This is a genomic window from Asticcacaulis machinosus (assembly GCF_028550435.1).
Classification (GTDB): Bacteria; Pseudomonadota; Alphaproteobacteria; order Caulobacterales; family Caulobacteraceae; genus Asticcacaulis; species Asticcacaulis machinosus.
The window spans coordinates 852968-873002 of record NZ_JAQQKV010000001.1 but is presented as its reverse complement, the minus strand read 5'-3'; the positions used below and the strand labels follow the sequence as shown (position 1 = coordinate 873002).

At 56.0% G+C, this 20035-nt stretch carries 20 protein-coding genes; 9 read left to right on the top strand and 11 right to left on the bottom strand.

Annotated features, from left to right (window positions below):
• Position 1 precedes the first annotated feature (1 nt).
• The gene (locus PQU98_RS04100) at positions 2-568 is read right to left on the bottom strand and encodes a shikimate kinase (protein WP_272743609.1); all 567 of its coding nucleotides are present in this window, start codon (positions 566-568) and stop codon (positions 2-4) included.
• A gap of 110 nt (positions 569-678) precedes the next feature.
• Here PQU98_RS04100 and PQU98_RS04095 point away from each other — a divergent pair, with 110 nt between their 5' ends.
• From PQU98_RS04095 to PQU98_RS04085, 3 genes are all read left to right on the top strand, one after another.
• On the top strand, positions 679-1578 hold the full coding sequence (locus tag PQU98_RS04095; RefSeq protein ID WP_272743608.1) for a tyrosine recombinase: 900 nt from the start codon (positions 679-681) through the stop codon (positions 1576-1578).
• Between the two features lie 300 nt (positions 1579-1878).
• Complete coding sequence (locus PQU98_RS04090) at positions 1879-2838, top strand: acetyl-CoA carboxylase carboxyltransferase subunit alpha (protein WP_272744487.1); 960 nt, start codon at positions 1879-1881, stop codon at positions 2836-2838.
• A gap of 124 nt (positions 2839-2962) precedes the next feature.
• Positions 2963-3613, top strand: coding sequence for a hypothetical protein (locus tag PQU98_RS04085; protein ID WP_272743607.1), 651 nt, complete (start codon positions 2963-2965; stop codon positions 3611-3613).
• Between the two features lies 1 nt (position 3614).
• On the opposite strand, the gene PQU98_RS04080 is transcribed toward PQU98_RS04085, so the two are convergent.
• On the bottom strand, positions 3615-4526 hold the full coding sequence (locus PQU98_RS04080) for a mechanosensitive ion channel family protein (RefSeq protein ID WP_272743606.1): 912 nt from the start codon (positions 4524-4526) through the stop codon (positions 3615-3617).
• A 144-nt stretch (positions 4527-4670) separates the two neighbouring features.
• Here PQU98_RS04080 and PQU98_RS04075 point away from each other — a divergent pair, with 144 nt between their 5' ends.
• Together PQU98_RS04075 and PQU98_RS04070 are read left to right on the top strand one after the other, a co-directional pair.
• Entirely contained in the window at positions 4671-4907 is a 237-nt protein-coding gene (locus PQU98_RS04075) for a CopG family ribbon-helix-helix protein (RefSeq protein WP_272743605.1), read from the top strand.
• 10 nt (positions 4908-4917) lie between these two features.
• Positions 4918-5193 (top strand): type II toxin-antitoxin system RelE/ParE family toxin, encoded by a 276-nt coding sequence (locus tag PQU98_RS04070; RefSeq protein ID WP_272743604.1) that lies wholly within the window; start codon positions 4918-4920, stop codon positions 5191-5193.
• 4 nt (positions 5194-5197) lie between these two features.
• Here PQU98_RS04070 and PQU98_RS04065 read toward each other — a convergent pair whose 3' ends face one another.
• The gene (locus PQU98_RS04065) at positions 5198-5668 is read right to left on the bottom strand and encodes a nucleoside deaminase (protein ID WP_272743603.1); all 471 of its coding nucleotides are present in this window, start codon (positions 5666-5668) and stop codon (positions 5198-5200) included.
• A gap of 78 nt (positions 5669-5746) precedes the next feature.
• Here PQU98_RS04065 and PQU98_RS04060 point away from each other — a divergent pair, with 78 nt between their 5' ends.
• The 3 genes from PQU98_RS04060 (at position 5747) to PQU98_RS04050 (ending at position 8818) form a co-directional block, all read left to right on the top strand.
• Positions 5747-7729 (top strand): pseudouridine synthase, encoded by a 1983-nt coding sequence (locus PQU98_RS04060; RefSeq protein WP_272743602.1) that lies wholly within the window; start codon positions 5747-5749, stop codon positions 7727-7729.
• 5 nt (positions 7730-7734) lie between these two features.
• Positions 7735-8310, top strand: a complete 576-nt coding sequence (gene rsmD, locus PQU98_RS04055) for a 16S rRNA (guanine(966)-N(2))-methyltransferase RsmD (RefSeq protein WP_272743601.1) — start codon at positions 7735-7737, stop codon at positions 8308-8310.
• A gap of 337 nt (positions 8311-8647) precedes the next feature.
• Positions 8648-8818, top strand: a complete 171-nt coding sequence (locus PQU98_RS04050; RefSeq protein ID WP_272743600.1) for a hypothetical protein — start codon at positions 8648-8650, stop codon at positions 8816-8818.
• A 114-nt stretch (positions 8819-8932) separates the two neighbouring features.
• Here PQU98_RS04050 and mutL read toward each other — a convergent pair whose 3' ends face one another.
• From mutL to PQU98_RS04010, 8 genes are all read right to left on the bottom strand, one after another.
• The gene (gene mutL, locus PQU98_RS04045; RefSeq protein ID WP_272743599.1) at positions 8933-10837 is read right to left on the bottom strand and encodes a DNA mismatch repair endonuclease MutL; all 1905 of its coding nucleotides are present in this window, start codon (positions 10835-10837) and stop codon (positions 8933-8935) included.
• 193 nt (positions 10838-11030) lie between these two features.
• Positions 11031-11774, bottom strand: coding sequence for a class I SAM-dependent methyltransferase (locus PQU98_RS04040; protein WP_272743598.1), 744 nt, complete (start codon positions 11772-11774; stop codon positions 11031-11033).
• A gap of 153 nt (positions 11775-11927) precedes the next feature.
• A complete protein-coding gene (locus PQU98_RS04035; RefSeq protein WP_272743597.1) occupies positions 11928-12488 on the bottom strand; it encodes a DUF3035 domain-containing protein in 561 nt (186 codons plus the stop codon).
• 135 nt (positions 12489-12623) lie between these two features.
• Positions 12624-13148 (bottom strand): signal peptidase II, encoded by a 525-nt coding sequence (gene lspA, locus PQU98_RS04030; RefSeq protein ID WP_272743596.1) that lies wholly within the window; start codon positions 13146-13148, stop codon positions 12624-12626.
• Positions 13141-16209, bottom strand: a complete 3069-nt coding sequence (ileS, locus tag PQU98_RS04025) for an isoleucine--tRNA ligase (protein ID WP_272743595.1) — start codon at positions 16207-16209, stop codon at positions 13141-13143. The genes lspA and ileS overlap by 8 nt, the downstream gene beginning before the upstream one ends.
• 607 nt (positions 16210-16816) lie before the next feature.
• Complete coding sequence (locus PQU98_RS04020) at positions 16817-17809, bottom strand: hypothetical protein (protein WP_272743594.1); 993 nt, start codon at positions 17807-17809, stop codon at positions 16817-16819.
• 62 nt (positions 17810-17871) lie between these two features.
• Positions 17872-18900 (bottom strand): riboflavin biosynthesis protein RibF, encoded by a 1029-nt coding sequence (gene ribF / locus PQU98_RS04015; protein WP_272743593.1) that lies wholly within the window; start codon positions 18898-18900, stop codon positions 17872-17874.
• Between the two features lie 2 nt (positions 18901-18902).
• Positions 18903-19343 carry a MaoC family dehydratase gene (locus PQU98_RS04010; protein ID WP_272743592.1) on the bottom strand — a complete coding sequence of 147 codons (441 nt, stop codon included), beginning with the start codon at positions 19341-19343 and terminating at the stop codon, positions 18903-18905.
• A 294-nt stretch (positions 19344-19637) separates the two neighbouring features.
• Here PQU98_RS04010 and PQU98_RS04005 point away from each other — a divergent pair, with 294 nt between their 5' ends.
• Positions 19638-20024: a response regulator gene (locus tag PQU98_RS04005; RefSeq protein ID WP_272743591.1), complete on the top strand. Its 387-nt coding sequence runs from the start codon at positions 19638-19640 to the stop codon at positions 20022-20024.
• The last annotated feature ends 11 nt before the right edge of the window (positions 20025-20035 follow it).

Sequence of the window (20035 nt, the reverse complement as noted above, 5' to 3'; positions counted from 1 at the left end):
TTCAGATATCCAGATGGGTTTTGAGCGCTTCGAGCACCAGATCAACACTTCTCGCATGAGACTGATCACCGGTATCAATCGTCAGATGGGCCTCGGCATAATGGGGATAGCGGTTTTTCTCATGTTCACGCAGCACCTCCATCGGGTCGCGGTCTTTCAGCAACGGGCGATGGGGTTTGTTGGCGACGCGGCGGGCCAGCACCTTAAGATCGGTCTTGAGCCAGACGACAATCGCCTTTTGCTTGAGCAGGTCGCGCGTTTGCGGGTGCATGAACGCGCCGCCGCCGGTGGCGAGAACTTGCGGGCCTTCGTCGACCAGGCGGGCGATAACGCGGTGCTCGCCGTCACGAAAGGCTGGTTCACCCAAGGTGGCGAAAATATCGGCAATACTCTGACCGGCGGCCTTCTCAATCTCCTCATCGGCATCGCGGAAGGGCAGGCCAAAATGATCGGCCAGACGCCGGCCGACGGTGGTTTTGCCAACCCCCATCAGGCCGACCAGAACCAGAGGTCTGGGCAGGTCAAAGCGCGGCCTGACATATTCAGTAGTATCGGACGGCCCGGTCATGGGCGGCACAGGTGAAAAAAACAGCTCATAATAATAGGGTTTACATTATATTTAGTGATGTTTTCCAGTGTTTATGCTGAACCACCCGCAATGGGATGTGGGAGAGTGAGATGAAGCGTGATCCGGTTAAGCAGTTTTTGCAAATGATGGCGGTGGAACGCAATGCGTCTAAGCGCACGCTGGAGGCCTACGGGCAGGATTTAGGCGATCTCGAAGCCTTTGCGAAGAATGACTTGCTGGCCTTAAACGAGGGCGATCTGGCACGGTTTTTCGAGCATCTGGATGCGCTGGGCCTGACGGGGGCCACGCTACAGCGAAAACGCTCGGCCATCCGGCAGTTTTACCGCTTCTGTGTCGGTGAAAGTTTCATTCAGGTCGACCCCAGCCGCAAAATTCCGGCGGCGAAAAAAGCGCAGGTTTTGCCTAAAATCATCAGCCGCGAGGAGGTTGAGGCGCTGATTTCGGCGGCCGAACTGAAAGGCCCGCACCATGCGATTCGCCTGAAATGCCTGATCGAAATCGCCTATGCGTCGGGTATGCGGGTGTCTGAGATCGTGTCCCTGCCGCTCGATGCGGTCATGAAAGACCCGGCCTATCTGATCATTAAGGGTAAGGGCGGGGTGGAGCGGCTGGTGCCGCTTAATCCGTCGGCGCGGGCGGCGATCAAGGACTATCTGGAAGTGCGTGAGCTGTTTGTGGCCAAAGGAGACAAAGGGAATGGGTTTCTGTTTGCGTCACGCGGGGGCGATGGCTATCTGACGCGCCGCCGGGTCGGGCAGTTGCTGGATGAAGCGGCGGTGGGAGCGGGCATTGACCCGGCGCGTGTATCGCCGCACGTTCTGCGCCATGCCTTTGCCACCCATCTGCTGGAGGGCGGGGCAGATTTACGGGTGGTGCAGACCCTGCTGGGCCATTCGGACATTTCCACGACCCAGATCTATACTCATGTGGCCGGTGAGAGACTTAGGGAGGTGGTGGAAACCCATCATCCGCTATCTGGGAAACGGTAAGCTTCTCCTCCCTACGTAGTGGGGAGGTGCCGAGTTTGCGAGGCGGAGGGGTATTTTTGTCGCAAAACAAGCTATCCCTCCGTCGGCCTCGCTACGCTTGCCGCCACCTCCCCACTACGTAGGGAGGAGATCTCTCTCATTTTTCGGCTTTCCCGAATGATTGCTTGCTGTATAAGGCCAGACTTTATAATTTGCTCATGGGTTGCGGGTCGATTCCGCAACCATCTTATCTTTACGCGCATCTGATCCCAAAACCGCGCACACTTTTGGGGATGCGCTTGCCGGTGGTTGTGGGATTCCCTGATGCGTCATTATCTCGAATTCGAGCGTCCGATTGCTGATCTCGAAGCCAAGATCGAAGAACTGTCCAACCTGTCCGAAAGCGGCGGTACGGACATGGGGCCTGAACTGGATGCCCTGAGAAGCCGCGCCCATGTGATGCGCAAGGAAGCCTATTCAAAGCTTGAGCCCTGGCAAAAGACGCAAGTAGCCCGCCACCCTGAGCGTCCGCATTTTGTCGACTATATTGACGGTCTCATCGAAGATTTCGTCGAATTGCGCGGTGATCGTAAATTCGGCGATGATCAGGCGATCATCGGTGGTCTGGGCCGGTTCCGTGGCCAAAGCGTCGTCGTTATGGGCCACGAAAAGGGCCACGACACCACCACGCGCCTCAAACACAATTTCGGCATGGCCCGCCCCGAAGGCTACCGTAAGGCCGTGCGTCTGATGGATATGGCCGAACAGTTTGGTTTGCCGGTTCTGACCTTTGTTGATACGGCCGGCGCCTATCCCGGCATTGGCGCCGAAGAACGCGGTCAGGCTGAGGCCATTGCCCGCTCGACCGAACGCGGTTTGACCCTGAAAGTGCCGATGATCACGACCGTGACCGGCGAGGGCGGCTCCGGCGGGGCCATTGCCATTGCGGCAGCCAACCGCGTGCTGATCCTTGAACACTCTATCTATTCGGTGATTTCGCCCGAAGGGGCGGCTTCGATCCTGTGGAAAGACGGCGCACGCGCTAAGGATGCCGCCGACCGCATGAAGATCACAGCACCCGATCTGCTGAAATTCGGAATTGTTGACCGCATCATCGAAGAACCCGCCGGTGGCGCCCATTCCGACCCGGAACTGATGATCCGCACGGTCGGTAACGTGCTGGAAGAAGAGCTTAAGGCCATGAGCTTCCTCAATGCCGATGAACTGGTGGCCCAGCGCGCCGAGCGGTTCTATGCCATTGGCAAGATCGGTCTGAGCTAAGTTTACTACATCTGTGGCAAATTGTGACGTAGCACAGATACCCGCAAACTCTTTTTAAGGTTTCAAGCCTATCGCTTATAAGTGCGCGCCCATGACAGGCGTGATCGCTCCATGGGGATATGAGATGAACCTGAAAATTTTGGCAACGACTGTGGCCGTTATGTCGGTCGCACCCATAGCCGCACAGGCTGTTGAACTGGATTATGTGGGGGCGCGGGTGTCCACACTGGGTCTTGGCGCCGAGGTGGGGGTTGAGGTCAATCCGCTGATCACGGTGCGCGGCATCATCAATAAGTTTGACTACAGCTATGATGATACGCTTGACGGCGTTAAATATGAGGGCGACCTCAAGCTGGGCTCTGTCGGCGCGCAGGTCGATTTGAAGGTGTTTCCCGGCTTTTATGTTACCGGCGGCTACTATGCCAATGACAATAAGCTGGATCTGAGAGGTACGCCGACCGGTAATACAGAAATCGGTGATACGACGTTTACGCCTTCGCAAATTGGCACGATCACTCAAAATACCAAATTCAGCAAAGGCGTGCCTTATCTGGGACTCGGTGTGCGTCAGGGCATAGGCCCAGTTGAGTTGAACCTTGAGGCCGGAGCCTTTATGCAAGGGGCAGCCAAGGTATCGCTGGCATCCAACGGATCGCTGGCGTCGGATCCCACCTTCATGTCTGAACTGGCCAAGGAGCAAAGCCGGTTAGAAGACGAACTGGATGATTTTAAAGTCTACCCGGCGCTCAACGTCGGTTTGCGTATGAAATTCTAATCTATTCCGTTGGAACAGGTTCCAGGAGCGCGGCTTTAGGGTGGCCGCGCTCATAATCAACCTGCACCTGATGCGGGTAGGGGAAGACGATCCCTTCCGCATCAAAGCCTTTTTTGATCGCCAGATAAAGATCGGTCTCGGTCTGGAAGTGATCTCCGGCCTGCACCCAGGTCTGGAGGCTCAAGGTCACGGATGAATCGGCAAAGCCGCGCACGCCGGTCCAGCTCACCGGAGCCTCAAGGGTTTTCGGGTGGTTCTCGGCGATGGTTTTTAAAACCTTGAGCGCATGATCAAGGTCGGTATCGTACCCGACCCCGATCATCATTTCGATCCGGCGCGTGCCATTATGGGTGAAGTTGGTGATCTGATCCGAGAATATCTTGGAGTTCGGGATATTGATACGCAGATTATTGGCATCGACGATTTCAGTGGTGAACAGACCCAGCCGGTACACGGTGCCGGATAGGTCATTGATGCGCACCACATCGCCGATAACATAGGGTTTAATGACCAGTAGCATTATGCCTGAAGCGACATTGCTGAGTGTGCCTTGTAATGCCAGGCCGATCGCCAGTGACGCCGCACCCAAAACCGCGATGATCGAGGTCGTCTGTACCCCAAGCTGGGACAGAACGGCTACCAGACCAATCAGCATGATCAGCCAGTTGACGACCTGAGAGAAAAACTCCGGCAGGGTGCGGTCGGCAGGGTTGTGCGACAGCCGGCGCGCCATCTTGCGCACCATGCCCGACAGCCAGCCTGAGATAATGAGGGTGACCGCCAGTATTATGACGATGATGATCGTCTTTTCGATAATGGTGTCGGCATTACGGCTCAGGTGGGCAATCTGGCGTTCGGCATGGGCCGAATACTGGTCTACAAACGCTTCGATTGCTTTGAAATCAAATGTCATCCAACACCTCTGTGGTCAGCTTGAGGTAATTAAAGACCAAATTTGTGACAGGGTGAACCCTTAAAGCGGATAAATGCGTATCTAATCGATTTTAATCAAACTGATTAAATGGTAGGGTGTCTCATAAATTCAGCGGAGTTGATCATGAACACGCGTGTTGTCACCGCCCATATTCCAGTTGAGTTGGCGGATCAGCTTGATGACATCAGTGCCAGACTCGATCGTCCCAAGGGATGGATCGTTAAACGGGCCTTGGCCTCTTATGTGGAACTTGAGGCCCGCCGCCACGCTATGGTGCTGGAAGCTTTGACGGACGTTGACGAAGGCCGTGTGGTCAGCCATGCCGATATTAAGGCGTGGGTAGACGGCTTGCCCGAATAATCCCTGCATCATGACTATCGAATGGACTGAGGCCGCGCAGCAGGATTTGATCCGGCTTTATGAGTTTCTGGCACCGGTCAACCCTTTGGCGGCGAAACGCATCCTGATAAAAATCATGGATGGTGTCGAAGGGCTGGCGTCATTTCCGCATTTAGGCCGACCACAGGACGCCTATGCCGGCCGCGATGTACGAAGTTTCATGGCCGGAGATTACGAAGTGCATTATGAACTTCGTGCCAAACGGATCGTAATCTTGCGCGTGTGGCACGCGCGGGAGGATCGCTAAGACTTCAGGTGCGGGGTTTGCGTCGGTCTTTAAAAAACGCTTTCAGCAGGTCGCGGCTGTCGTCGCTAAGCACACCGGCGCGCACATCTGGTCGCCAGTGGCAGGTCGGCTGCTCAAAGAACCTGCCGCCGTGTTCCACCCCGCCACCCTTGGGATCGGGGGCACCGTAAACGACCCGGCCTATGCGCGCATGGGAGATGGCGCCCGCGCACATGGCGCACGGTTCCAGCGTCACATAAAGCCACAAATCGGTCAGGCGATAATTGCCCATGATCTGCCCCGCCGCCCTCAGCGCCAGGATTTCGGCATGAGCGGTGGCATCATGGGTCGATATCGGTGCATTTGATACAGTTGTTAGCACCTTTTGACTTGACGGATCGTAGATTAAAGCGCCTATCGGCACCTCACCGGCAAGGGCTGCGTCACGCGCGGCATCCAGCGCCAGTGCCATCAGGGTTTCATCTGTGTGATCCATAGGCTCTTACAGACGATCCGCTGACCAATTTCAAGGACCTAAGTGGTTTAGGCCCTCACTCTTAGAAAGAAAACGACCATGGTCGATGACCAAAACACACCCGAAAACTCAAATGACATTCCGGTTGAAATGACCGATGAGGCCCGCGCCGCGGCCCGCGAAGAAAAGCGCGATAACTTCCGCAAGGCCGCCTTTCTCAAAAAACACGACGCCAAAAAAGCCGCGGATAAAAAAGGCGCTGCCGCCCATTCGGGTGAGCGCATCGCCAAGGTTCTGGCGCGCGCCGGCATTGCCTCGCGCCGCGAAGTTGAGCGCCTGATCGGTCTGGGCAAGATCAAGGTCAATGGCCGCATCCTCGATACACCGGCAACCCTTATTAAACCTGACGATCAGGTCACGGTCGATGGCAAGCCCGTGGGTAAGGCGGAGCCTACCCGCGTGTGGCGCTACCATAAGCCGGTCGGCCTGGTGACCACCCATTCCGATCCGCAAGACCGCCCGACTGTGTTTGCCAACTTGCCCGAAGGCCTGCCGCGCGTGATTTCGGTTGGCCGCCTCGATCTCAATTCGGAAGGCCTGCTGCTGCTGACCAATGATGGCGGTCTGGCACGGGCACTGGAACTGCCGTCGTCGGGTTGGATACGCACCTACCGTGTGCGCGCTTTGGGGCGTACTACACAAGAGCGTCTGGATCGCCTGAAAGACGGCCTGACGGTCGAAGGCGTGCACTATGGATCGATGGACGCCAAGCTTGATAAGGCGCAGGAAAAGGCCGATGGCCGCGCCAATCTGTGGCTGACCGTGTCGCTGACCGAAGGTAAGAACCGCGAAGTCCGTAAGGTGCTTGAGGCGATCGGGTTGAAGGTCAATCGCCTGATCCGTCTGGCCTATGGCCCGTTCCAGTTGGGCGATCTGCCGACCGGTGAGGCTGAGGAAATCGGCCCGCGTGTCATTCGCGAAATGCTGAGCGGGGTGGTGCCGCTCAATAATCTGCCGCTGGAAGGCGCCTCTCAGACCGCCGATGCCCCGCGTCGTGGCCGTGATGACAGCCGTCCGTCGGAGGGCCGTCCTACTGAGGGAAGACGGGGTGGTGGCGATCGTTTCAGCGATAAACGCGGCTTTGGCGATAAACCCGCGTTTGGCGATAGAAAATCCTTCGGCGACAAAAAGCCGTTCGGAGATAAGCCGCGTTCAGATCGCGGTGGCAATGCCGGCTGGCGTCCGAAGTTCACCGATGACCGCGATTTCAAGGAACGCGATTTCGATCATCGTCCGCGCTTTGAAGGCGATGGCGATGCCCGCGACCGCAAGCCGCGTCCGGAGTTTTCGGATCGCCCACAACGCAGCTTTGGCGATAAGCCACGCTTTGATAAACCCAGATTTGACAAACCCAGAGGAGAAGGCGCGGGGGCTGAACGCCCGCGCTTCGATAAGCCTAGATTTGATAGACCCGCCGGTGACCGTCCGGATCGTGGCGGTTTTGGTGACAAACCTCGTGGCGACTTCAAACCTCGCGGTGACCGCCCTGATCGCGGTGGTTTCGGTGATAAACCGCGTGGTGATTTCAAACCTAGATCTGACAGACCAGCCGGTGATCGTCCTGATCGTGGCGGTTTCGGTGACAAGCCCCGTGGTGATTTTAAGCCGCGCGGTGATCGCCCTGAGCGCGGTGGTTTTGGTGACAAACCACGCGGCGATTTCAAGCCCCGTGGTGATCGCCCTGATCGCGGTGGTTTCGGCGACAAACCCCGTGGCGATTTCAAGCCCCGTGGTGATCGCCCTGATCGTGGCGGTTTTGGCGACAAACCCCGTGGCGATTTCAAGCCCCGTGGTGACCGTCCTGACCGTGGCGGCTTTGGCGATAAGCCCCGTGGTGATTTCAAACCCAGATTTGATAAAAGTGGGGGTGATCGCCCCGCAGGCGGCAGACCTTCCTTTGGGGGCAAACCGTCCGGAGGCCGTCCGTCATTCTCCAAACCGGGCGGTTCTGGCCCGCGTTCATCTGGCCCAAGGTCGAATGGCCCCCGTTTTGACGGGCCCCGTAAGCCCAGAGGCGAATAGGCCTCATGCGGATCGTCGGCGGAGACTTGAAGGGCCGCGCCATAGCGACCCCCGAAGGTAAAACGACGCGCCCGACCTCAGATCGGGCGCGGCAGGCCGTATTCAATATCCTCGAACATGCTGACTGGATGCCCGCCTTATCGGGCCTTCGGGTTATGGATGTGTTTGCAGGCTCCGGCGCGCTGGGGTTTGAGGCCCTGTCGCGCGGTTCGGCTTTTTGCCTGTTTGTCGAAACCGATGATGACGCCCGCGGCGCTATTCGCGAAAATATCGAAGCGTTTGGTAAATTCGGCGTGACCCGCGTGCATCGCCGCGATGCGACCCAATTGGGGATTCGCCCGGCATCGGCGGGTGCGCCCTTTGATCTTGTGTTCCTGGATCCGCCCTACCACAAGGGGTTGGGGGAGGTCGCCCTGGTGGAGCTTGTCGAAGGTAAATGGGTGCACGAAAATAGCATCGCCGTGCTCGAAAAAGGGGCCGATGAAGCGACGTTTTTGTCCGAACTGTGGGAAATAATCGACACCCGAAACTATGGTGCAGCGCAGGTTTTCTTCCTGAAACAAAAAATTCTTAAATTATAAGTTTTTGATAAATATAGAGATTTTTAGGTAGTCTCGCGCCTTTGTTGTATAATTGGCGCAAACGCCAAAATAGCGGCTTGACGCCTTTCCAAATCTATCCCCAATATATGCTTAATGAGGGGTTAAATGCCCGTCATGACCCTCGTCGGGAGCCGGGGGCGGCGCTTTTTTAGGGGCGTCAAAAGCGGGGTAAGGGGGCCATGGGGAGAGACAGGCCGTCCGGCATATACCTTGCAGTACTCGAAACAGTACATGCGCATTTTCGCCGAATTTGAACACAGGTTCTTTTCGGGCCGGAGAACTGCGTCTTAAGTTAAATCACTAAAGGGGTTATGTGATGGCTACGCAGACAATGAATATCAATGCGGGGAATATCAACTCGGCAGACATCAAGCCGGTAAAGGGGCGTTCGGACGCTCTTAAGCTGTTGCTAATTGCCGGTTTAAGCGTGCAGGCCTGGGGTGTGCTGATGGGCCTCAGCCTGATTGTACTGAATATCGCCCGCTGATTTTTGAACGCTTACAGTATGAGCGCATTCTGAAAAGTGTGAAGCGGTTTTCAGAATAAATGCGCGTAAAAATAAAACCAAGCTGTAGGCGTTTTTTTATGGCACATACACGGCTCATCGACGCCCGAACAGCTTTTCGATGTCCTTGAGTTTTAGCTCGACATAGGTCGGGCGACCGTGATTGCACTGGCCGGAATGGGGGGTGGCCTCCATCTGACGCAGCAGGGCGTTCATCTCTTCGCCGGTCAGACGGCGTCCGGCGCGCACCGAATTGCGGCAGGCCATATTACCGCAGATTTCGGCCATGCGCTCTTTGAGCGCCAGAGCTTGGCCATGTTCAGCAATATCGTCGGCCAGGTCGCGGATCAGCGCCCCGACATCGCAATCGCCCAGCAGGGCTGGAATTTCGCGCACCAGTATTGACGACGGCCCAAAGGCTTCGATCGCCAGGCCCATCACATCAAGATCGGCCTGCTTGGTCATCAGGCGTGACACATCGGCCGGCTCCATATCGACAATTTCGGGGATCAGCAGGCTTTGGCGGGCGACATGCCCCTGCGCCATCGCGGTTTTCATCTGCTCATAGACCAGCCTTTCATGGGCGGCGTGCTGATCGACGATGACAAGGCCATCCGTGGTCTGGGCAAGGATATAGGTCTCGTGGATTTGCGCCCGCGCGGCTCCCAAGGGATGCTGGCTGGCCACCTCCTGCGGCACCGCGGACAGGTCTATATCGGCGATAGCTTCGGCCAGTTCGCCGTAATGGGGCACCATATCCGCCTCGACCCGCGCGGAGGGCATAAAGGCAGGGGGGGGCATAAAGGCCGTGGCTGCCGACATATAGTTGGGATGCGGCGCCTCCAGCGTATAGGCCAAATGCTGAGGGGTAGGGGACGGATACGCCGGCCGCTGGTAATCAAGGCTGGGCTGAAACGGCGCAATCTGAGGGCGCAGGCCAGACAGGGCCTGATCGGCGATGGTGGTGGCGGCCCTGTGACCGGCCGAGGCGAGCGCATGTTTCAGGGCGCCGATAATCAGGCCGCGCACCAGATTGGGGTCACGGAAACGCACTTCGGTTTTGGCCGGATGGACGTTGACGTCGAGGTCCTGCGGATCGATATCGAGATAAAGCACCGCCATCGGGTGGCGGTCGCGGGCCAGAAAATCGGCATAGGCCCCGCGCAACGCCCCTTGCAGCAGCTTATCGCGCACCGGACGGCCATTGACGAACAGGTACTGATGCTGGCCATTGCCGCGCGAAAAGGTCGGCAAACCCGCATAACCGGTCAGGCGCACGCCTTCGCGGCCCTGATCAATCAGCAGGGAATTGCGCCCGAAATCATCGCCCAATATGGCTGCCAATCGTTTGAGGCGGCCTTCGAAACCGGCGGCCTCTGGAAACAGGCGCAACTGGCGCTTGCCGTCCAGTTCCAAGGTAAAGCCGACATCTTCGTGGGCCATAGCCTGCCGCTTGACCTCTTCGGTAATGGCCATGTTCTCGGACCGGTCGGTCTTCATGAACTTGAGCCGAGCCGGTGTGGCGTAAAATAAGTCTTTCAGTTCAACCCGAGTACCGTGGGGACGCGAAAAGGCGGCGGGGCGCAAGGGCGCGATCCGGCCGCCGTCGACCTCAATAGCATAGGCTGCGTCCTGATCGGCAGGTTTTGAGATGATATTCAGCCGCGCCACCGAACCCATCGACGGCAGGGCTTCGCCGCGAAACCCGAGGGTCTGGATATGCAGCAGATCCCAGGTGCCATCGGCCTGCGGTTTCAGTTTTGAGGTCGCGTGGCGCTCGACCGCCAGCGGCAGATCGATGTCGGACATGCCGCGTCCGTTGTCCTCAATGATAATGCGCGACAACCCGCCCATTTCGGCCTGAATGTCGATCGCGCGCGCGCCGGCATCGATGGCATTTTCGACCAGTTCCTTGATTGCGGATGATGGCCGCTCGACCACCTCACCGGCGGCGATGCGGTTGATAGTTTCAGTCGGTAAACGGGCAATGATCGAACTCATATTCGTAACTTAGGTGAGTCCGCCTTTAGGGGCAACGAAAGAACTCCCCCTGTTGCAGGGGGAGCTTCTGTTTAAGCGCGCTTAAACAGAAGAGGGGGTAAATAAATGGGTGGGGGAAGATTACCCCCTCTGAGATCAAACCATTAGGGTTTGATCTCAGCTCCCCCTCCAAGAGGGGGAGTTCTAAATGCGGTTACGGCTTCTGGAACACCAGCGTCATGCGGTCGGTCTTGCCGCGGATCTTGGGATCAAAGACATTCAGGCTGCGGTCGTCTTCGGGGTGGCTGAGGGCGGGAGAATCGGTCACCAGCTTGAAACCGGCCTTAGTCACGCCGTCGATCACGGTCTGGGTGTCGATGCGGTGGGTGGTGTTGGTATCGCGGGTGCCGGTGCCATCCGGCGCCTTATGGTCGGTGATGATGAAATAGCCGCCGGATTTCATAGCCTTAAACAAAGCCGCGTTCATCTTGGCGACATCAGCTTTCGGATCATTGAAGGTGTCATGGTAAATCATCCCCGCAAAGATGATGTCATAGGGCTTGGCGGGCGACGGAATATCCTCAAACGGGGCCACGACCACGGTGACATTGGCGCGTTTTGAGGTCAGGTAATCAAGGGCGGGCTGCATCTTATAGTTTTCGACCCAACTGGCCGGATTTTGCACATAGATGTGGCCGGTATCGCCCACCACCGTGGACATCAGCATGGAGGTGTAGCCGCCACCGGCCCCCATATCGAGCACGGTGTCGCCGGCCTTAAGATAGGGCAAAAGGAACGCCATTTCCGGTTTACGGGCGGCATCGCGTTCGGTGTGTTGGGGTGGCCGATCAGCGGCGGACATGGCCGATTCGACCGTGACGCTTTGGGCTATCGCGGGGGCGGCTGCGACAGACGCTGTGAGAACAAGGGCTAAGGCAAGGCTTTTATAAAGGCGCATGATTTCCTCCTGCGGTCAGGTGGCGGGAGGATAGGCGAGGGCGGCTGGGATGCAAGTTACATCCGCGTTAACAAAAAAGGCGGCCCGTTAAGAGCCGCCTCTTTTAATTCTTAAAACCACCTGAAAGTATCCGAAGGAACTTTCAAATGAGGACTAAAGGCCCGGCAGCTTGAACTTGGCGTCTTTTTTCTGCTCGATGACAATGGGCTGTTCACCGACCAGTTTGCTAAGGCGTTCTTTTTCGGCGGCGGCATCCAGAGGGGCGACTTCGGCGCCCAGAGCGGCATTAGAGCCCGCGACCACAGGCACATCCGGCTTTTTCCAGAACATGACCGAATCGGCGAACGACTTTTCTTTGTAAGTCAGGTCGCCAAATTCATCATCAACCACATAGCGGGCCAGCGGATCGGCGCGATCCGCCCCGGTCTTAGACGCAAAAATCTTTTCGCCCTCTGAGCGGGTAAAGCCCTGACGCTGACCCAGCAGGGCCTCACGCGCAGCGCTTTCAGGCTGAAGCTCCTGCGGACGGGGCTCACCGGGGGCGGGCGGACGCAGGGCGTAGTCGGGCGGTACGATCAGCGGGGCCTTAGTGACCACGCGGAACTCATCGGGCGTAACCTTGTTCAGACCCAGGGCCGACTTGGTGGATTCGCAACCTGTAAGGGTCAGACCCGCCAGCAATGCCGTACCCAAAACAACCTTAACCGACTTCATATTTCGCTCCAGACCCGCCTGAAATGGCAGGGCACTTAAATTATCTGACCTACCGTTACTGTGTTTAACGACGTATGCCAAGTCCCCAAAGATGAGGAAACCTAACCGGCAATTAAGCCTTTTTTTCGCCCGTAATTAAACTTTCGGGTCGCTTTCCTTGGTGGTGAACACTTCCCAGATCAGCATGACCACGCCGATCGAAATACAGGCATCGGCAATATTGAAAACCCACGGGAAATAAAGCCCGGAAAAGTCCAGAAAATCGACCACAGCCCCGAACCTTATGCGGTCAATGGCATTGCCAATCGCCCCGCCGATGACAAGGCCCAGTGACCAAGCCAGCCAAGGCTTATCGACCTTACGCACCCAATTGACCAGAAATGCTGATACTACGATTGAGAACAGCACCAGCAGCCACCGCCCCAGACCGTCTGCCCCCAACAATCCGAAACTGACCCCGTCATTCCACACCATACTGAGGTGAAAGAACGGTAACACCTCGATCTGCTGCCGAACCGGCAGATTGATGCCAAACAGAATCCAGTGCTTTGAGATCTGATCGAGAATCAGGGCGACTATCGCGACAATCAGACCCAACGCACCATAACGGCTCACACGGCCCTTCAAACGGGTTTCAATCCCCGTCAATATATCAACCATGTAACTTATCCCAATAGGCAACGGCGTCGGCATCGCGGTGCGACAGATCAGGGTAGCGCGGATCGGTCCCAACTTCCGGCAGGATGCGCCATGAGCGCTGACACTTCTGGCCGTGGGCCAGCAACACCACCACGCTCACGTCCTTCACGTCCTCAAGGCGGAAAGCATGCTCCGGCCCCATTGAGTTGGACAACACGGCCTGAGACGTGCGGAAAACTTCAGCCGCATCAATGCCGTCAAAGGCGGCCATCAGCACGTCGTTATCGATATAGACGTGCGGTGCGGCTTCTAACGCGGCGCCGATGACCTTTTCACGGCGTTTTTCTTCTAACGCGCCGGTGACGACATCCAGCACATGCTCGATCTTTTCCCAGCGCGCCGCCTCGGCCTCATTGTGCCATTCAGCCGGGACGGGGGTGAGGGTGCGGAAGACGTTTTCGGAGGCATCAGGGTAGCGGTACGACCACGCCTCCTCGGTGGTGAAGCTCATGATCGGTCCCAGCCACGCGGTCAGGCGCTCAAACAGGATATTAAGCACGGTGCGGGTGGCACGACGCTTAACGCTGTCGGGGCGGTCGCAATAGAGGCAATCCTTGCGGATATCGAAATAGAGGGCCGACAGGGTTTGCGACGCGAAATCCGCGACCGGACGAATGACGCCGGCGAAATCATAAACGCCGTAAGCGTCGCGCACCTGCGCATCCAGCGCGTGAACGCGGTGCAGGATATAGCGTTCCAGTGACGGCATATCCTTATAAGCCACCTGTTCGGCATCGGTGTAGCCGTTGAGCGCGCCCAAGAGGTAGCGGATCGAGTTGCGCAGCTTGCGGTAAGCATCGACGGTGGTTTGCAGGATTTGCTTACCGATACGCAGGTCTTCGGAATAGTCGCTGAGGGCGACCCACAGGCGCAGGATTTCAACGCCGGATTCCTTGGCCACGTCCTGCGGGCTTACGACATTGCCCTTGGACTTCGACATCTTCTCGCCCTGTTCATCGAGGACGAAACCGTGAGTCAGCACGCCTTTGAACGGCGCATGACCGCGGGTGCCGCATGATTCCAAAAGCGACGACTGGAACCAGCCGCGGTGTTGATCCGAGCCTTCGAGATAGAGATCGGCGGGCGAGCGGGTATTCTCGCGGCCCTCCAGCGTAAAGGCGTGGGTCGAACCGGAATCGAACCAGACATCAAGAATATCGGTGATCTTTTCATAGTCGTCCGGATTATAGCCGTTACCCAGAAACTCGGCGTCGGGCAGGGTAAACCAGGCATCGGCCCCACCGTCGCGGATACGGTCGATGATGCGGGCATTGACGGCTTCGTCGCGCAGCGGTTCGCCGGTTTTCTTGTCGACATACATGGCCAAAGGCGTGCCCCAGTTGCGCTGACGGCTGATCAGCCAATCCGGGCGCGTCTCGACCATCGAGCGGATGCGGTTCTTGCCCTGGGCCGGATAGAAGGCAGTTTGGTCGATGGCGGAAAGGGCGGTTTCACGCAGAGATTTTTCAGTTGCGCTAACGCTTCGCTCCTTGAGCGCGCTATCCATCCGAATAAACCACTGCGGCGTGTTGCGGAAGATGACCGGGGCCTTCGAACGCCACGAGTGCGGATAGGAGTGTTCGACCCGACCGCGCGCCAGCAGGTTGCCAGCTTCGATCAGCTTTTCCATGACGACCTTATTGGCGTCACCGAACTTACCGGCCTTCTTGCCTTCGGTTTCCAGCACCTTAAGACCTGCAAACAGCGGCACATGGGGGTAATAGGCGCCGTCAGGGTCAACCGTGTCGGGGATGGAATCAAGGCTGTAGCCTGATTTTAGCCAAACCAGATAGTCGTCCGCGCCGTGACCGGGGGCGGTATGCACAAAGCCCGTACCCGCATCGTCGGTGACATGATCACCAGCCAGCATCGGCACATCAAAGCCGTAGCCTTCATCCAGGGCTGCGAGCGGGTGGGAAAGGGTGACGCCTTCCAGTTCCACGCCGGATTTCACCTGCGTCCACGCGGTGATATTGCCCGCGGTACGGATACCTTCGGCCAGCTTTTCAGCCACGATCAGGCGGTCACCGACCTTGGCCCACGGTGCAAAACCTAAGCTTTCTTCAGAGGCGACTTCGGTGACCTCGTAAAGGGCGTACGTGATTTTCGGGTTATAGCTGACGGCGCGGTTGGCCGGAATGGTCCACGGCGTGGTGGTCCAGATCACGACAGAAGTATTTTCTCCGCCCCCGTTTACGGGGGAGGGGGACCGCGAAGCGGTGGAGGGGGCATGACCGCCAGTGCTGCCCCCCTCCGTCAGCATCGCTACGCTCGCTGCCACCTCCCCATCTTCGCCGGATGGCTCGACAGGGAGGAGGGTTTTCACCGGAAATTTCACCCATACCGTCGGGCTGACATGATCGGCATATTCGACTTCGGCATCGGCCAGCGCGGTGCGCTCGACCGGCGACCACATGACCGGCTTTGAGCCGCGATAAAGCTGCCCTGACATCATAAATTTGTGGAACTCTTCGGTCACCTTAGCTTCGGTATCGAAATCCATAGTGGCATAGCGGTTGTCCCAGTCGCCTAAGCCCCCCAGACGCTTAAACTCCTCGCGCTGGATGTCGATCCATTTGGCGGCATATTCGCGGCAGGCCTTGCGGAACTCAGCGGCGGGGACATCGCCTTTTTTGCGGCCCTTGGCGCGGAACTCTTCTTCGATTTTCCACTCGATCGGCAGACCATGACAGTCCCAGCCCGGAACGTAATCAACATCATAGCCCATCAGGAACTTTGAGCGGACCACGAAATCCTTCAGCAGCTTATTGAGCGCATGGCCGATATGGATATTACCGTTGGCGTAGGGCGGGCCGTCGTGCATGACAAACAAAGGCGCACCCTTGGCCTGACGGGCTTTGCGCACTTCGTTATAGAGGTCGGCTGCCTCCCATTTTTTGAGCATTTCCGGCTCGGCCTTGGGCAGACCGCCGCGCATAGGAAAGTCGGTTTCAGGCAGGAACACCGTTTCGCGATAATCGCGTGCCGCAGTTTCAGTCGTCGTGTCAGTTTCGGAAGCCATTGGGGTAATCTCATCAGGCCGGGTTACGCGTGCGCACAGGGCATCGCACCGGCAAAAAACATGGCCTCAGCGTTTATCAGAGCGAACTTTGATTGCCTAGAGCGCATTCCGAAAAGTGTAAGGCGGTTTTCGGATAAAATGCGCGACAAAAAAGAACTTTTGGGGTGTTATCGGGCTGTCATGACCTTATATTCACATTCGTGTCCGGCCTGTAGCGCACCGTCAAATGACGCGCAGTCTTGTCGCGGTGCAAAAATCGCACTGATCACAAGCCACCACATGGCGGCACAAAACGCGATGATGCTCAAAAACCCATAACCTCGCAGTGACATGGCTTTTGCCTTTATGTTTCTTAAACCCCTATTTTATGTACGGTACTCTCTCATAAGGCGATTATACCGTCCATCAGGTATCAGCATATTCATCCTGTTTGAGGTACATAGTTAGTCATAAGGATGTGGATAAAAAAGGGCGAAACCCGTTGTGTGCAAAGAAAGTGATAACTGATCACCGCTATGTTATTAGGTCGTGTAGTCTGTAACAACAGGTGAAAATTACAGTGAGTCTGTCGAAACTTTATTCGCTATTGCAGCAATTTTTGACGGTATTATTGTGAATGAAAGTCTTTCACGGTAGTTACGTATACCGTTTCATTGTCTTTGGATTTGAGTTTACTGATATCCATGCCGGCCAATTTTGTCGCCAGACGTCGGAATTTTGGGTCATTGTTCTGAAAATAGACCGTAGCTTCGGAGCCTTCAGGATATTGCCGACACAAAAGGGTTTGCAGATGTACGGCGACACTTCTGAGGTAAAGGAACGGTAATTGGTGCTGGGCTAAAGAGTCTATTGATCTGGCCTGGTCCGGGTCGCGCGCAAAGGTAAACATAATAACGGAATGTGTTTTCTCACCTTCTTTTGCCACCCAGTCTTCCCGAAAGTCATTATCTCCGGCGATGTGCTCGTGAAAGTATCGGTTGTGCCCGGTTTCGGTCAGCGGGATGATACATGAAAAGAAAAAGCTGTCCTTGGTGCTGTTAAACCAAAAGTCTTTCAACAGGCCTTTATCAAAGGTGCAAAGCTGCATGAAGGACAAATTATTCTGTGTCCATATGCCCAGATTTCGCTTCATTTTAGAATCAAAGCTGTCTTCCCACGGCGTGTTTTCAAAGGCTTTAATATTGATTCTGGTAATTTCGCCTATATCAGCGTCTTTTTTGGGAAAACTCATGAAGCTGTATTTCATCATATCGCCAGTAAAAACAATCGCGCCTTTTTTAAAAATGAGCTTACCATCGAAGACCTGTGAAAACTGATCCATAGATTTAAAATGCTTAAGCAAAAATGAGGTCTCAGCGTCCTTTATCTGTGCACGCCGTATGACATATAGTATAAGATACATAGATACATGGACTATGAGCACCGCGGGAGCTAGTATCAGTCCTGCGTCCTGTATGGTTTGCATGTGCTGTGGAAAATCACCTGAAAACTTCAACACCGCCCATATGGCGGCCACCAGCACGGCGACTATGCCTTGCCATAAGGTATTCAGCCCTGCCATATTGCCGAGCAGGCGCCGTAAATTTGTATAAATGCGCATCGTTACCCCCCGTACGAATTAAGCGTGGAGTAATAGAGCATGGAATTTTTGATGCGGCAAAGTTACAGGCGTTTAAGAGCCTTTTTCGCATCATCTGTGTCTTTGGCGATTTGCGCCTTAAGCTCATCCAGCGATGAAAATTTCATATCGGGGCGCAGGTAGTGCAGCAGTTCGACCTCGATTGTCTGGCCGTAAACCTCATGGTGCAGATCAAAGACATAGGTCTCAAACCGTTCGCTCAAACCTTCGGCAATCGTCGGGCGACGGCCCAGATTGGTAACCGAGCCCAGAACCTTGCCGTCTTCAAAGCGTGTGCGGGTGACATAGACACCGTATTTTGGCCGGACATAATCACCTAAATCAACATTCAGGGTCGGAAAGCCCAGGGTGCGGCCGATTTGATCGCCCTTGATAACCGTGCCCATATAGGCTTGCGGGTGGCCCAGAATAGCCGTTGCACGTTCAAAGTCTGCGGCCTGCAAAGCCTCACGTACCGCCGATGATGACAGCTTATTACCGTCGGCATCGTCCTGACGATCCAGAATCGTTGTCGTAAACCCGAATTTGGCCCCAAACGCCACCAGATCGGAGGCTTCGCCCGCCGGCTGGTTCGGGCCGCGCTTGCCAAAGCTGAAATCAAACCCGGCACTGACGTGGGAGGCCCTAAGCTGCTCACTCAGGATAATACGCGCAAAGTCCTCAGCACTTAGGGCCGACAGGTTGGCATCGAAATCGCAAATCAGGGCGTAATCTGCCCCCAGAGCTTCATAGGCGCGAAGCTGCTGCGGGACGTGCATCAGGCGGAACGGCTCAGCGTCTATGCCTCTGAGGCTCTGAAAATATTGCTGCGGGTGTGGATCAAAACTGATGACCGCGCTTTTGTGGCCGCGAACGTGGGCGGTTTCGGTCGCTGCCGCAATGACGCTGTGGTGGCCTTCGTGCACGCCGTCAAAGCTGCCGATCGCCACGCACAGGTGCGGCGGGATGCCCTCACCATGCGCCGGTTCATTGATGGCATAGGCCTCAAGCTTACCGTCGGCATTGAGCCGCAGATGAAAGGCCTTAATATGATGGGCGGTGAACGGAGACACGACTATACAGAGACCGGCTTTTTCGGCGCGATGACTTCGGCCACGCCATCGACAAAGACCTTACCGCGCACCCGCACCGTGGTCTGAAGCTCGACGTGGGCGGTTTTTAGATTGATGTCCTTGACGCGAATATGGACGGTGGCTTCATCACCCGGCCGGATGGCGCGCTTAAAGCTAAGGGTCTGGCCGACATATATAGTACCCCAGCCCGGCAAGCCGCCGGCAACCGTCGCCGAAATATAGGCCCCGGCCAGCATGCCGTGCGCGACCTTACCCTTAAACGACGACGCGGCCGCATAGGCCTCATCGACATGGATCGGGTTATGATCGCCGGAAACCTCAGCAAAGGCGGCGATGACCGCGTCGGTCACCTGAAACACACGGCTGATTTCCTGATCGATCATCAGGTCTTCGAGGTACACAGTATTAGCGAAATCGGACATATCGGCTCAGATCGTAATCATAAAGAGCGTCACCGTTATTATGTGGCGGCGTGAAAAGCCAAAGTTTTTTTGCAATCCTGGCTACGGAATTGTGTCCCAAACTGACAAATTTTTTTAGAACCTGTCCCAAAATTTCACCATAATTGTGGTTAATGTAAGGTATATCGTTGTTTTTAAACGGTATTTTTAAAATCGGCTCTTAACCGAATTTTTGTCTGTCTTTGTCATAGTGGCCCTGTCTTCAAATGAAGGGCGTCGCGTGTTGCGGGCCCAAATAATAGGTGGGGCGTTTACATGGCCATCGATATGTCCATGCCGGTTCTGGTCGTAGATGATTACAAAACCATGCTGCGGATCATTTCCAACCTGCTCAAGCAATTGGGCTTTGAAAATGTCGAAGAAGCTTCGGACGGCACCGAAGCCCTCGATAAAATGAAAAAAGGCTCTTACGGTCTGGTCATTTCCGACTGGAACATGGAACCGATGACAGGCTACGAACTGTTGCTGAAGGTCCGCGCTGACGATACGCTCAAGCGCACGCCCTTCATCATGGTCACCGCGGAATCCAAGACGGAAAACGTGATCGCGGCCAAAAAGGCCGGGGTGAACAACTATATCGTGAAACCGTTCAACGCCGCGACCTTGAAGCAAAAAATCACCGCCGTTCTTGGTGATTTCTAAGCTTTAAGCAT

What these genes read in the sequence shown, in the direction of transcription:
- rsmD (WP_272743601.1), top strand. Translation starts at nt 7,735, where the DNA reads ATGCGGATCGTCGGCGGAGACTTGAAGGGCCGCGCCATAGCGACCCCC.
- ileS (WP_272743595.1), bottom strand. Translation starts at nt 16,209, where the DNA reads ATGGCTTCCGAAACTGACACGACGACTGAAACTGCGGCACGCGATTAT.
- PQU98_RS04085 (WP_272743607.1), top strand. Translation starts at nt 2,963, where the DNA reads ATGAACCTGAAAATTTTGGCAACGACTGTGGCCGTTATGTCGGTCGCA.
- PQU98_RS04035 (WP_272743597.1), bottom strand. Translation starts at nt 12,488, where the DNA reads ATGAAGTCGGTTAAGGTTGTTTTGGGTACGGCATTGCTGGCGGGTCTG.
- PQU98_RS04100 (WP_272743609.1), bottom strand. Translation starts at nt 568, where the DNA reads ATGACCGGGCCGTCCGATACTACTGAATATGTCAGGCCGCGCTTTGAC.
- PQU98_RS04070 (WP_272743604.1), top strand. Translation starts at nt 4,918, where the DNA reads ATGACTATCGAATGGACTGAGGCCGCGCAGCAGGATTTGATCCGGCTT.
- lspA (WP_272743596.1), bottom strand. Translation starts at nt 13,148, where the DNA reads ATGGTTGATATATTGACGGGGATTGAAACCCGTTTGAAGGGCCGTGTG.
- PQU98_RS04020 (WP_272743594.1), bottom strand. Translation starts at nt 17,809, where the DNA reads ATGCGCATTTATACAAATTTACGGCGCCTGCTCGGCAATATGGCAGGG.
- PQU98_RS04065 (WP_272743603.1), bottom strand. Translation starts at nt 5,668, where the DNA reads ATGGATCACACAGATGAAACCCTGATGGCACTGGCGCTGGATGCCGCG.
- mutL (WP_272743599.1), bottom strand. Translation starts at nt 10,837, where the DNA reads ATGAGTTCGATCATTGCCCGTTTACCGACTGAAACTATCAACCGCATC.
- PQU98_RS04075 (WP_272743605.1), top strand. Translation starts at nt 4,671, where the DNA reads ATGAACACGCGTGTTGTCACCGCCCATATTCCAGTTGAGTTGGCGGAT.
- PQU98_RS04005 (WP_272743591.1), top strand. Translation starts at nt 19,638, where the DNA reads ATGGCCATCGATATGTCCATGCCGGTTCTGGTCGTAGATGATTACAAA.
- PQU98_RS04010 (WP_272743592.1), bottom strand. Translation starts at nt 19,343, where the DNA reads ATGTCCGATTTCGCTAATACTGTGTACCTCGAAGACCTGATGATCGAT.
- PQU98_RS04080 (WP_272743606.1), bottom strand. Translation starts at nt 4,526, where the DNA reads ATGACATTTGATTTCAAAGCAATCGAAGCGTTTGTAGACCAGTATTCG.
- PQU98_RS04050 (WP_272743600.1), top strand. Translation starts at nt 8,648, where the DNA reads ATGGCTACGCAGACAATGAATATCAATGCGGGGAATATCAACTCGGCA.
- PQU98_RS04060 (WP_272743602.1), top strand. Translation starts at nt 5,747, where the DNA reads ATGGTCGATGACCAAAACACACCCGAAAACTCAAATGACATTCCGGTT.
- PQU98_RS04095 (WP_272743608.1), top strand. Translation starts at nt 679, where the DNA reads ATGAAGCGTGATCCGGTTAAGCAGTTTTTGCAAATGATGGCGGTGGAA.
- PQU98_RS04040 (WP_272743598.1), bottom strand. Translation starts at nt 11,774, where the DNA reads ATGCGCCTTTATAAAAGCCTTGCCTTAGCCCTTGTTCTCACAGCGTCT.